This is a genomic window from Pseudomonas sp. KCJK9111 (genome assembly GCF_046231935.1).
Lineage (GTDB): Bacteria > Pseudomonadota > Gammaproteobacteria > Pseudomonadales > Pseudomonadaceae > Aquipseudomonas > Aquipseudomonas parafulva_B.
Genome location: NZ_JBJJMO010000088.1, coordinates 1 through 13,825, shown reverse-complemented (window position 1 = coordinate 13,825; position 13,825 = coordinate 1). Strand labels below are relative to the sequence as shown.

At 57.9% G+C, this 13,825-nt stretch carries 6 protein-coding genes, 1 tRNA gene and 1 pseudogene; 5 read left to right on the top strand and 3 right to left on the bottom strand.

The window, feature by feature from the left end; translation table 11 throughout:
• Both ACK59L_RS20165 and ACK59L_RS20160 read right to left on the bottom strand, forming a co-directional pair.
• Nucleotides 1-548, bottom strand: a 548-nt coding sequence (locus ACK59L_RS20165; protein ID WP_409275615.1) for a hypothetical protein, incomplete at its 3' end; no start/stop codon positions are given.
• An 83-nt stretch (nt 549-631) separates the two neighbouring features.
• On the bottom strand, nt 632-2,458 hold the full coding sequence (locus ACK59L_RS20160) for a hypothetical protein (RefSeq protein WP_409275613.1): 1,827 nt from the start codon (nt 2,456-2,458) through the stop codon (nt 632-634).
• A 313-nt stretch (nt 2,459-2,771) separates the two neighbouring features.
• Between ACK59L_RS20160 and ACK59L_RS20155 the strand changes: the two genes are divergently transcribed.
• From ACK59L_RS20155 to tssG, 5 genes and pseudogenes are all read left to right on the top strand, one after another.
• Nucleotides 2,772-3,359, top strand: coding sequence for a hypothetical protein (locus ACK59L_RS20155; RefSeq protein ID WP_409275611.1), 588 nt, complete (start codon nt 2,772-2,774; stop codon nt 3,357-3,359).
• A gap of 2 nt (nt 3,360-3,361) precedes the next feature.
• Complete coding sequence (locus tag ACK59L_RS20150) at nt 3,362-8,500, top strand: RHS repeat-associated core domain-containing protein (protein WP_409275609.1); 5,139 nt, start codon at nt 3,362-3,364, stop codon at nt 8,498-8,500.
• 286 nt (nt 8,501-8,786) lie between these two features.
• Nucleotides 8,787-11,240, top strand: coding sequence for a fimbria/pilus outer membrane usher protein (locus ACK59L_RS20145; RefSeq protein ID WP_196136780.1), 2,454 nt, complete (start codon nt 8,787-8,789; stop codon nt 11,238-11,240).
• A 45-nt stretch (nt 11,241-11,285) separates the two neighbouring features.
• Complete coding sequence (locus tag ACK59L_RS20140; RefSeq protein ID WP_196136779.1) at nt 11,286-12,365, top strand: fimbrial protein; 1,080 nt, start codon at nt 11,286-11,288, stop codon at nt 12,363-12,365.
• A gap of 447 nt (nt 12,366-12,812) precedes the next feature.
• Nucleotides 12,813-13,270 (top strand): annotated as a pseudogene (gene tssG, locus ACK59L_RS20135) (type VI secretion system baseplate subunit TssG); the annotation flags it as partial.
• 255 nt (nt 13,271-13,525) lie between these two features.
• Here the strand turns inward: tssG and ACK59L_RS20130 are convergent.
• Nucleotides 13,526-13,601, bottom strand: a tRNA-Gly gene (locus ACK59L_RS20130).
• Nucleotides 13,602-13,825 lie beyond the last annotated feature (224 nt).

Sequence of the window (13,825 nt, the reverse complement as noted above, 5' to 3'; positions counted from 1 at the left end):
TCAGGCCCAGTGCCGCCACCACTGAACAGATGCTCATAACCTTCATTTATATCAAGTAAAACTTTACCGCTTTTATCAACGGTACCGGCTACGGCGCTTAACGTAATGTTCATATCCAGCACAGCGTGCGCAGCGGCGTTATAGAGGATCAGGGCTTGCACGCTCCTGACCGGCTTGCCATCCAGAAATGTTTCGAGCACTTCAAGATGCTTCCCCCCGACCAGACGCATTTGCAACTTAGCTTTCGGGCTCTTCAAGCTTGCATTTTCGAAAGACAGCCTCGCCTTGTCGAGACGCAGCCCGAGCAAGACATGGTCGATACCATTCCCGGAGTCGACGTTGCCATCGGGTAAATCGGGAAAGAACAACTCCGGAATATGCGCCCGATCAATGTACTCCTGCGAGAGCAACGCGTTTGTAGCGCCCCTAGAAAACACTAACAGCGCGTCCCAACCCCATGTTTTAGGGCCCGCATCCATTTCTTTATAAAATGCTTCAAGTGATTGACTTTCTACCGCTTGAGCCACTACAGGACCTTCAATTTTCATCGCTTTAGTCTCCACGTCCCATGCATCGATTGGTGCGACGCCAACCCGACCGTCAGGCGGATTTAGGCCAACGCCGGCTTCGTTTACTTTGACTTCTTAGGAATGATTAACAGCGGCAGAAGTTTATGCCAACTGTCGCCCTTGTCGAAGCTGACATTCCCGCTGATGGTGTACTGTTTGCCTTCGTCCAAGCCGTTATAAACTGCAACACTCAACCATTGCTGTATCCGCTTGTTAGCGAATTCGACAGGTGTGACCGGCACTCGGTCCCGTAATATGACGCCGTCTTGAATGGCCAGTGTGAACGGTTGGTCTGGCGCAGCGAACGGCCAAAGTAACGCGCCGGACACTTCGAGCATTGCACCGTTCGCAACAAGCTTGGACCGCCAAAGTTCGCCGTCGGTCTGGGCTTGTGTGCACTTGATATTGTTACCGAACGTCAGCGGCTGAACACGCAAGTCCACAGCTTGGGACGCCGCCGAGCGCCCCCCCTCGTCATCGACGATGTGGTAGAACACTTTAAAACGCCTGCTGTTATCCGCGCCGGTCTGGTGCATGTTCGCAGCCACCACGCTGGGGTCAATCTTGAAGCGTCGGCCGCCTTCCTCCACCGGCGTGGTGGTAATCTGCTTGCCGTTATGCTCATAACCGTCCCAGTGAACCTCAAAGTGTTCGCCAGGGCGCAAAGACACATCAGGCACCGTGACGTAAGCCCCTAAAATTGCGCTGTCCGCCAAGAGTACTTGCTTGCCAATGCCATCTTCACTGGCGCGCTCAATACCTGGCGCGGTAAGGTTGCGTGCCGTTTCGAACGCGATATCCAGGCGATGCGAAGTCAGCGCATGGCCCGCACGCGCAATTTGGTAGAACACTTGGTGATCACCCGGCACAAGCAACGCCGCGTCAACTCGAAACACGGTTTCATCGCTTTGCAGGCTGCTGGCATCCATACGCGCGAACTGCACCTCAGGCTCGGTCTTGAGAGGTGTTTTCCAGTGCAGAAGCAAGTAGTCCCCCGCTTGCAAATCGGGGTTTACCGGCACACGCACAGTTACCCCGTCGGGAAACTTGCCAGGGTCAAGCGGCGCCCCCGTAAAACCATCGAGCTTAGCCTCTGGCAACAGGTCAACGGGGCTCGAAGCCCTTGCTACTGCCATTTCCTGCACAGGGGAAGCAACTTCTTCGCCGTTACCGACCAGCGTGATGGTGTACTGAAACGCTACCCTGCCCTCCTGCACGCGAATAAAATGCGACTTGGCCACCTGCCATTGCAAAGGTTCGCCCACATTGGCCTCGGTCACCTCAAACAACTCGCTGGCCGGTGGCGTTACCTCGTCGCCTGTCGCATTGAACTTGCGCACCACCAGTTCGATGCGGTCGCCGGCCTGCATGGCCCGATAACTTGGCGCCAGCAAACGCACACCCTCTGTTTCAAGGTCTGCTGCGACAATCACGCGGTCATGCGACTCTCGCGCCTGCGCAACCGCCAGGGCTTCGGCAACATCGCCACGGTCGCGCAAACCCAAGTAACAAAAGATGCGCTTTGAATCCGGGGTGCTCTCTGCCGAGTCATCAACTTTGTATGATAAAAATGCCCACCCACCATCAAAGGGTTCGACAAAACGATTAGAAACGTCGGCCACCATCGTTCTTGTAGTGTCGTAGTCCACAGGCACTTCACATTGCGCACCCAGTTCATCAAAAGGCGTGCCGTCTGCGGCGATGCCTCGCCAGACCGGGTAGATATTCTGACCGAACTTCAAGTCCGCATCCTTGATCAAAAACTCCAACGGCTGGCCATTTAGTTTATTGACATCAATTTCACCCAACGCATTTTGCGCAGGGATTTCAGGTGCGGGGTTACGCAGGGACTGTTGTCCCCTATTTTCCACTGGGCGTTGAGGCACCATGAACAGGCTCCAGGCGGGTTGAGATGCCCCTAGTTTTCAGACTACTGCCCATGGCTGGCTACTGGCAGAAATAACAGGTAGCACGCCCGCTCAAGGCACGCTTGCACCTGATAAATCTACCAGGTGACAACCCTTCAAAAACCTGCATGCCCCTCGATACCCACGCAGGCACCTTTAGCGCACCTGTTAATTCTGATAGGTGTCACACCCCGACAAGTTCAATAAGCTCCGAACACACAGCCTTATTCACCCAACGACATATATACGTTTCTTTTAACTGTTCAAGTCACCTGAACGAACAGGGAGCCTAACAATGAGATTACTAAACTGCAGGCGCCTCGCCATCCCATCGGCCATGAAACAGTTGATGTTGGCCACACCCGTGCTTGTGTATGGCACAGCCGCATTGGGTGCTGGCATCGCAGATTCACCCCAGGCCGACACAACGCCTATGCTCGCCCTGTTCCAGACAGTGGATAACAACACCGAGCCTTCTTGCGGGCTGGAACTGACGGCAATACCCGGCGGCTTACCCCAGAAACTGCTCCCCAAAAAAGAGTGCGCTGAAGTAGACGGTAGTGTCATAGCGCCGCATGCCATCCGCATTCGGAACGTACCGATCAAATCGACGCTTCTGCTGACGAGTAACGAGCGTTGTGAAAAGGCCAACAGCGCCTGGGTTGAACTCGATACAAGCCGAGCCAACGCTTCGCTGGAAAAATTAGGCATCGACAAAATATGGACCTACGCCGGTAGCCCCGAGAAACCGGGCTACCTGACCAACAACGGCCTCGATAGCAGTGCGCCAAGCCGTGGCTTCAGGGTGATCGGCAAAGGTGACCCAATCAAGCAAGGAGAGCTCGCCTGTGTCGTAGTCACCTTTGCCGGGAGGGGTAATTGAACATGGCCAGTTCTCCGGGTGCTCACAGCAACGCCACCAACTTCCAGAGCTTTGTACAAAACCAGATCGATCAGCGCACGGGCCAATACAACCTGGCGATCGACTTGCAAATGCCGGCCGGCAATGACCTGACCGGCCCCAACCTGCCCTTGCGCCTGTCGTACAGCCCGTTCAACACACAAGACTCGGGTTTTGGCACCGGCTGGCAGTTGGCATTGACCCGATACGACCCCGCAACCCAGATGCTTACCTTGCACACAGGGGAAAGCTACAAGGTCACAGGCAGTGGTCCGCAACCGGCTATGCGTGAAAAGAAAATTCATAGCTTTCACTTTTACGACGACGGCGAAAATGGCTCGTACCGGGTGGAGCACAAGTCTGGCCTCGTGGAAATACTGACCCTGCACGATGTGCTCAACCCAATTGCGCTGCCCAGCAAAGTCAGGGCGCCCTCCGGCCACGGGATAACCCTCAGCTACGTCCCTGAAAACCGCCGGCTGGAAAAAATCGTTGATGACTATGGCGCACAGCTGCTGGCGTTGAAGTACACCGATGGCAGGGTAACCATTGATGCTCACCCTGGGGCCGGTGCTGAAGGCCTTCCGTTCATGCGCTACATGCTGGAACTTAAAAACCGAGTACTGGTTGAGGTAAAACTGCCTCCTGAAGTGGGCGGCAACTGGCGCTTCGGCTACACCACCGCCCGCGGTCAAACCTGCCTTGCCAAAGTATCCGCACCCTCGGGCACAGTGGAGGAGATCCGCTACGGTGAGAATGACGACCCTGGCCATCTGCTGCCCGGGACAAACCCTCAAAGGGCTTGGCCAAGGGTGACCAGCCATGAAGTCAAGCCCCGCGCCGATCAGCCACCGATGAGGACGACCTACACCTACAAGCACTTCGACGAGGAAAACAACATCGAAGTGGCAAACAGCTTTGTCGGCACCAACAGCGGTATCAGCTGGCGTGACGACGGCGAAGACAACCTGTACCGCGCTCAATCCTCCTACCGCTACAGCGTCACCGCCCATTACTGGAAAGCAGGCAAGGTCGCACGCAAGCAGACACAGACGTTCAACCGCTACCACCTGATGACCAGGCAAACCCTCGAACAGGATGGCCATATCGAAGAAACCGAAACTGTTTTCCATGAACGCCCCGGCATCGGTTTCGACGATCAGCCGCGCTACTTCCAATTGCCCAAGACCATCACCAAACGCTGGAAGCTGCGTGATGACGCCAGCAAGTTGCACCTGGAAACCGCGATCACCCAGTTCGACGATTACGGCAACGTCACCGAGGAGCAAGCCCCCAACGGTGTACGCACCACCTACGAGTACTATGACAAGGAAGGCGAAAAAGACGGAGACACCTGGGCCTGTCCGCCTGACCCGCAGGGCTTTGGGCGCCATTTGAAATGCAAGACGGTTTACCCCGTGCCAGATATGCCCGACGACGCCCCCGTGCAACGCACCCGGCTGACCTATAGAGCTTTCTCGGCGCTATCCAGCCTTGGCCAGGCGAGCCAATGGCTTGCGCCCTGTGGAGAACAAGTGCTGCAAGTGTTCAATGCCAACCAGCCCGGTGAGCGCGAACAGCTACTGCTGAAGGTGGAACGGGGCTACCTGAACCTGCCTGACAACGCCTTCCTGCACGGCCGCCCTGACTACCAGGTAACCACTCGCTATGGTGACGACAGTACCGACACGGTGCGCCGGGTCATTGAAAGCCGCAGTTCACGTATCGAATGGGGGTACCGCAAGGTCGTCGACGACGTCCATGGCCTGGAGTACTGGACCGATGAAACCATGCTCGGCTTCGATCTGGTGCAAAAGACCACCAGCATGGCCGTATCTAGCCTGCATGGTCAGAAAGTTTACGAAGAAGATGACACCGGCAACAGCATTCGCCGCCGCTACGACGCCCTGGCCCGCGTGGTGGAGGAAACCCTAGCGCCGGGCCAGGGCATGGAGGAGTCCAAGCAGCGCTATCAGTACGGGCTAGTGAACCATCCCGAAGAAGGCGCCGCCGGGCTGGCCACGCAGTCGGTCACCAGCAGTACCGGCGTGATCACCGTGCTCACCTTCGATGGCTGCAGCCGCATGGTGACCGGAGAACGCGAAGCGGAAGTTGCACAAGGCCCAGACACCGCAGCGGGCGATGAGAAACCACGCAAGCGTGAGCGGGTAGCACAGCGCAACTACGATGAACTGGGCCAGTTGATAGACGAAACCTCCTTCGACTACCTCGACGACAAGACCCTGACGCTGAAAACCACCTTCGAATACGATGCATGGGGCAAGCTGTGCAAGACCACCTTGCCCAACGGCATTACCCAGCACAGCGAATTTTCGCCGTTTGGCGAAGCAGGCGACATTGTCACCCGTTGGCTCGAAGCACCAGAAAACCCTGGTGTGCGTCAGCAGCAGCACGTTATCGAAAGCAATCGCTTCGATCAGGCTGCCTCTCAATACCGCCTTGATGAAGCAGGCCAGGTCATCGGCCGCCGGGATTACAGCTTCGACGGCCTTGGCCGCTGCACCCTTGAAGAACACACCTTCAAAAGAAACGACAAGCCGGTCAGCCGAATCAGTAAATACGCCTACGACAACGAAGGCCGGGTGACCCGTACCGAACGGCCCGACCGGTCGGCCGTGCTCAGCCGATTCGCGCTGCACAGTGCCGCCCCGTTGCCCGAACAGCTGCTGGTCGAGCGTCGTAAAGATCTTGAACCCACCCTTGCCTGGCAACGGGATTACGATGGCCTGGAGCGCTTAAAGTCCCTGACGGCCGGCAAGCAAAAGGAAACTTACACCTACAGGCGCAACACCTCGCTGCTAGAAACCCGCACGACGGGGCAGCGCACCTTCACCTACCACTACCGCCCTTCGCGCTCTGCCCAACCCAGCCAGATCGACGTCAACACAGGTATGAGCGCTACGTTCGATTACGATGCCAGGACCTCGTCCATCAGCTCGGCCAGCGACGCCCAAGGCACGCATAGCTATACCTACACCGATCAAGGCTACCTGCTGAGAACCCAATGGGGGGGCGAGGGCGCCATCGGCCACCATTGCGACTACCGCAGTTCGTTGCAGGGCTTGCAGTTAGGCTATTGGGAAAGCGACGGCGTTCAGGTGGACCACACCTACAACGACCTGGGCCAACTTGAAAAGACCTGCCAGGGCGACCTGGTTGCCCAGTTCGAGTATGACGCTCTCGGACGGCTGTGGAAAACCACCACCCAAGATCTGACCAACACCCAGGTATTGGTGTGCCTGCAAACTTACGATGAGCTGGGTAGGGAAATAAATCGCGAGCAAACCCTCACACGGCACGATGGCACCACCCTCAGCCAAAGCATCGCCCTGACATGGCAGGAAGATGACCAGCTACGTAGCCGTACCCTTACCCGTGACGGCAAGCAACTCTTACTGGAAACCTTTGACTACGATACGCTCGACCGCTTGGAGCAGCACAACTGTCAAGGCACTGCCTTGCCACAAAACGGGGCTGGGCGGTTTATCAAGAATCAGTTTTTCGTCTACGACGAACTGAACAACCTGACCGAGTGCTATACCGATTTTGCCGATGGCACATCGGACGAGGCTTTCTACACCTACGACGGTTTCATCCTGAAACTGGCAGAGCACTCGCTGCAGCCAGATTACCCAGCCCGCCAGGCCTTCGAGCACGATGCCGAGGGCAACTTGCTGAACGATGAGCAGGGCAACAAGCTGGTATACGACGACCGCGGTCGCCTGCAGGAAGTGCAACGTTCCAGCGATGGGCAACCCCTTTACCGTTACCGCTATGACGGCCACAACGACCTGATAGGTGTGCGCCATGAGCAAGCCGCGGAAGTGACGCGCCGTTACCAGGGCTACCGGTTATCCAGTACACGCGACGCCGACTTGCTCACCGAGTACCTGTACGCAGGCGAGCGCCCCCTGGGCCTGCAACGCCCTGCCAGCACCGCAGACAACCGCTTGTTCATGACCGACGCGGCGAACAGCGTGATTGGTGAATGCAGCAAAGATGAACTGCACGCTAATACTTACACCGCCTATGGCGACTCACCGGACAACGACCCATTGGTGGGCCTGCTTGGCTTCAACGGCGAAGTCCGCGAACGCGTCCTGGGCTGGTCGCTGCTGGGGCGCGGCTACCGCGCCTATAACCCAGGGCTGATGCGCTTCCACAGCCCGGACTCGGCGTCACCAGAAAATGCCGGTATCAACCCGTATGTGTACTGCGGCGGCAACCCAGTCAACTGGTACGACCCAAGCGGCCATTACGGCATGCGTAACAGCACCGAGCACCCGTACGTGCCCCCCGTTGCACAACCCAAGCCCAAGGCCGACTGGCGCTCCTGGCTTGGTGTAGCGCTGGGTGCTGTGTTCGCTGTGGTCAGTATCATCCTGTTGCCGCCGGCGGGCTTAACCCTGGCGTTCTCGCTCGGCGCAGCCAGCCTGGCAACTGACGTGGCTGCCACAGTTGTTTCTGCGGTAGGGCTGGTGACAATGAACGAAACGGTTAATGACTGGGCATTCGGGCTGGGGATTGCCAGTGCACTGAGTACGTTGGGGGTCATAGGTTACAGCAGGTTGGCGGCGAAGGGAGCGGGCAAGGTCGCCAGTATTGGCACCCAAACTGACAGCGCCTCTTCGCTGAGCGTACCGCGGGTGACCGCCAGAGAAGGTGATGTTTTCTTCGGGCATAGATTCAATGCTCCCAAAAAACTCTTCTGGCGCAAAGTGACAACGCCATTCAACAACAATATTTCAACCCAAACAGTGGCAACAGGTATAGGCGTTGACGCAGGCACGCAGATGACCCCTACAACATTCGCTGAGGCGGCCGCTTCCATGACGCCACAACATTCGATTCGCAGCACGGCGTCTACAGCGTCTACAGCGTCTACAGCGTCTACAGCGTCTACAGCGTCTACAGCATCTGGTAATTCAATTGGCTCCTACCAATTAGAAAATCTGTTTATCGAACCCGCTCAAGTCGTACCTGCGGCGCCCACTCGAGATTGGAGTGGAAGTGCGATCGGCGCAATAAAAGAAGGGACACTCCACTGGCCAAGCCGAAACAGATACGGCTACGTTCCTCCTAAAAATCCGAAGTTCAACTAGAGGGATACGCCCCAACAATCAAATCGTAAACACGCATGAGGACAACCCACAAACGGGTTGCCCTCATGCCTATGAATACAGAGGGCAACGCGTGGGATTTTCTGACTTTATATCAGCTTTTTCCTACACGACCTTGCCATATGTTGCCGTAGCCTTGTCGCCCTACCACCACCCCCGACGAATCGTCAAAGTCAATGTGCGGCATACATCAGCGGTGCCTAATATGTTCAAACTGACTCAGCATCGGCAAAAACTTACGCTTTCTTACTTGCCCTTGGGTCTACCCATGGCAGGTTACGTCCTGTCTTTTTTACTTGCTGATCCGGTCCAAGCAGAAGAACGCCCCCTACAGTTCAACCCCAACTTCATGCGCCAAACCCCAGGCCAGTCCAGCGACGCCAGCGTGGCCGCCCTGCGCACGCTGGCCAATCAAGCGTCGCTGGCGCCTGGCCGCTACCAGGTTGAAGTCATGGTCAACCTGGCCCCGGCAGGCAAGCACGAAATCGACTTCCGTGCACGCAGCGACGGCAAAGGCCTGGAGCCCTGCCTGAGCGCCAACCTGCTGCGCGAGCTGGGCCTGCGCGAACAGGGCCTGGCCGAGCCCTTGCCCAGTGACGAGCGCTGCGTGGACCTACCCGCGCTGGTACCCGATACCACCTACGACCTGGACCCCGGCCAACTGCAGTTGGCACTGTCCATTCCGCAGATCGCCATGCGCCGAGATGTGGCCGGCAGCGTCGCACCAGAGCGCTGGGACAGCGGCATCAATGCCGCATTCGTCAGCTATCAGGCCTCCGCACAGCATTTCAGCGGCCGCGCCGGCACGTCCAACAGCAGCCAGGACCTGAACCTCAACGGTGGCATCAACCTGGGCGGCTGGCGCCTGCGCAGCAGTCAAAGCTGGCGCGACGACGGCGAAAGGCAGGACTGGGTGCACTTCAACACCTACGCCCAGCATGACCTGCCCGGCCAATGGGGCACACTGACCCTGGGTGAAACCTTCAGCAGTGGCGACGTATTTCGCAGCCTGCCCATCAAAGGGGTACAACTGGCCACCGACATGGGCATGCTGCCCGATGTGATGCAAAGCTACGCACCCGTGATCCGTGGCGTGGCCCAGACCCGCGCCAAACTGGAGGTGCGGCAGAACGGCTACCCGATCTACACCACTTACGTTGCCCCTGGCCCATACGAAATCAATGACCTGGGCATTGGTGGCAGCAGCGGTGACCTTGAAATCGTCCTCACCGAGGCCGACGGCCAGGTGCGCCGCTTCATCCAGCCTTACTCCACGCTCAGCAACCTGCTGCGTGAAGGGGTGTGGCGCTACAACCTGGTGGCCGGGCGTTATGATGGCGCCGACGGCATCGACAACCCGGCATTGTGGCAAGCCACCCTGGCCCGCGGCGGCAAGTGGGGCACCACACTGTATGGCGGGCTGCTGGGCAGCGAGTACTACGATGCTGCCAACCTTGGCATCGCTCGCGACTTCGGCCCCCTTGGCGCAGTATCGCTGGATGTGACCCAGGCCCGTACCGACCTGGGCGAACAAGGCGGCCAGGTGCAGGGGCAGAGTTACTCCGTACGCTACGGTAAAGCCTTTCAGACCGGCACCAGCCTGCGCTTCGCCGGCTACCGCTACTCCACTGAGGGTTATCGCGAATTCGACGAAGCCGTACAGCAGCGCAACGCCTCCAGCCGCTACCAGGGCAACCGTCGCAGCCGCGTTGAGGGCTCGATCTACCAAACGTTCAACAACCGCAACTCACTGAGTCTGACCCTGTCCCAGGACGATTACTGGCACACCAACCGCCAGCGTCGCCAATACCAGTTCCAGTTCAATACCCAATACCGCCGCGTCAGCGTCAATCTGTATGCCTCGCAGTCGCTGAGCGACACCAGCGGCAGTGACCGCATCGTTGGCCTGGGGGTCACCATTCCGCTGGGCTGGGGCACCTCAACCACTGCAAGTTTCGATGTACAGGAAAGCAACGGCCACTTCAGCGAACGCGCCACCTTGAACGGCGGTTCGCAGGACAACCGCCTAAGCTACCTGGCATCGCTGGCCAACGACCAACAACAGAACAAGACGGCCTCGGTCTCGGTGGGCTACCAGACACAGAAAGTGAACCTGGGTGCCGGCTATACCGAAGCGGATGATTTCCGTAGCCTCTCGGTCAACGCCAGTGGTGCGGTGCTGGCGCACGCGGGCGGCGTCGTGCTGGGGCAATACCTGGGGGAGACCACTGCCTTGGTGCACGTGCCGGACGTGCCCGGTGTTGGCGTCGATAACGTGCCTGGTGGCAGCACCGACAGCAATGGTTACATCCTGGCCCCGCACATGCGCCCTTATCGGGTCAACCAAGTAACCCTGCAAACCGATCAGCTCGGCCCTGATGTGGAAATCGAAAACGGTGCCACCCAGGTTGTACCCCGCCGAGGTGCTGTCGCCCTGGCAACCTTCAAAGCGCGCCAGGTTACCCGCCTGATTCTCACCCTACAGCATAACGACGGCCGCCCACTGCCCTTCGGCGCCCAGGTTAATGACCAGCAAGGCCAGCACCTGGCCGTAGTGGGCCAGGCCGGTCAGGCGCTGGTTGCAACCGGTGCCGAGGCCCAAACCCTGGAGGTGCGCTGGGGTGACCGTGCCGAGCAACGCTGCCTGCTGAAGATCGACCCGTCAACCATGCCACAAGAGCAAGGCTACCACTTGCAAACCTTGCGCTGCCCTATCCCATGATTCAGTCCGTGCGACGAAGCCGCATGCTTGCAACAGGAACCGACCATGCCCTCTTTATCACGTTATTTCATCGGCATCGCTGCGTCGGCGACGATAATGGCAATGTCGAACCAGGCCCATGCGCTGGGCTGCGAATGGCCAACCGTCACAGGCCCCATGCAGTTCACCCATACGCTGACTGGTGTAAAGTGGGTGGCACGCGAGGCACCCGTGGGTAGCAAGATCTACTCAACCACCACTACCGGCGTAGTGGGCCCCGGCTTTGGATTGGCATGCGACAACAACGGCACGCTAACCCTCACGGCCAATATGGGTACGCCATTACCTATCGCCCCCGGCACCTTCCCCCCTGTCGACGGGAAAGATGTGACGGGCAAAGTGCTGCAAACCAACATTCCGGGCGTAGGCTTGTACCTGGAACTGGGCGGTTTCCTCAATGGTCCGGCCACCAACGCGTTCCTTGCCGACGACGGGGGCGTCGGTGCCATTCCTTATGTGGGTGTAAACCAGCAGAACATGCAGCCCACCTCAATGCTGATGAGGAACCTCACCATCAAATACATGGCCCTGATCAAGACCGGCCCCATTCCAGCTGGCGTCAGCTCGTTCAACCAAGAGGTTGTCAGGGGTGTAGTCAGCGATGTCGGAGATGCCGTAAGGCTTACCCTGGTCGGGCAAGTCCAGCAGGCCCAGTGCACAGTAAAGGCCGACGCAGTCAGTGCAAACCCGGTACAACTTGGCACTCACGACATCGCCGATTTCACAGGCCCGGGCAGCACCACCGCCCCGGTGGACTTCTTTATCGCGCTCAGCGACTGCGAGGATGATCCGGCCGGCAGCGTCGCCCGCGCCTTCATGCGCCTAGACGGCGTAGACGGTTCCGTCTCGATAGACCGCAGCATTGGATTGTTCAGCCTGACCACAGACTCGACCGCCAGCGGCCTCGGCATCCAGGTACTGCGCAGCGACAACACCCCACTGCAACTGGAAGAGTTCGTGGATATGGTGGCCCTTGCCCCTGGCACGGTACGCCTTGATCTTCGGGCACGGTATTACCAGACTGAAGCGACGGTTACCCCTGGCGAGGCCAAAGGTGCACTGACCTTCACCATCGAGTACCGCTAAAGGGCAGGCCATGGTGTGAATTGCCATGGCCGGGCCATTTTCCAGAAAAAAACGCACGTTGGGCAGGATGAACTTGACGCTCTCACACAGCAATTCGATAAACGTTTCGTAGATCGAACCCAATGCTGGACTTATCATCGTCGCCTTCTGGCGATCTACGCGCAGTTGCTCTATTGAGTGAACGACATAGTTCAATGACTGCACAAACTGTTCTGCGTGTTTGGTCAGGGTCGCTAGCCGCTGAGCCCGCCGTAACCGAGCATTTTACTCGGAATTCTGCATTGTCCCACCGCATCGCTCGGAATTAGCAGCAGCAACCAACACGACTGAACATCCCACGCGCCAGGCTTATTTTGCACAGGAAAATGCTGTGGCCTGCGCGACAGAGCGATAACCAACTTTCTGAAAACATCTGCTTACACTTCGCGCCTCGACAGGAAGCCCTTCCTGCATGGCACCGATTCGCCGCTGCCCAGCTATTACCTTGACGAAGTGGCCTATGAGCATGCGCAGAGCATCGGTGTACGCCCGGCCTACTTCAATTTCTTCAACCATCGCCTGCATACCCTGTTGCATCAGGGCTGGCGCAAGTACCGCTACTACCGGCGCTTCCAACCAGGCGCCACTGACGGCTTCTCTCGTTACATCTTCGCCATGATCGGTCTGGATGACGCCGCCCTGCGCGGCGCCACACCGCTGCCCTGGAGCCGGTTGCTGAGCTTCGTGGGGATGATTGCCAGCCGCAGCCGATCACCGGGCATGGTGGCAGGCATGATCGCGCTGCTTCGATCTTCAGGACGTGACGATCCGTGAGTTCGAGAAACGCGTCGTGCAGATACCACAGTCTCAGCGAAATGGCTTGGGTTCGCGCAATTGCACGCTCAACGACAACTTCCGGGTGGGCGGCAGCACCGTGTCACGCAACAGTGCCGTGCAAGAGCTCCTGAACATGAAATTCAGGGCTAGAGCTCGTGACGCTCGACGCTCCGCTCCAGCAACAAACCGCCACGGTGAGAGTCCGGATTTCATGGACTAATTTCTGGACTAAAAAAGTCCGAATGCTCATGGATCGGAGTGACTTTGGCTGGAACGAAAAAAGACGCCGAAGCGTCTGATTTCAACGACTTACAGACTTCCATAGAATTCTGTAAATCTGTATTTGGAGCGGGAAACGAGACTCGAACTCGCGACCCCGACCTTGGCAAGGTCGTGCTCTACCAACTGAGCTATTCCCGCAATTTGAAGCTTTACCGCTAATCGGCGTGAAGCGCCTTTACAGCCTTCACCACTGCACCGTACGAACGCCACAGTATTCAAACTGGAGCGGGAAACGGAACAACCGTTTTCCACGTATCTCCTTGATTCAACAGAGGTTTTTGGAACACCCCTCTGTTTGACGGACTAAATTATGTACAGCCTTGGAACTCTTGGCAAGCATTTTATTACGTGGCTGTGTCAAG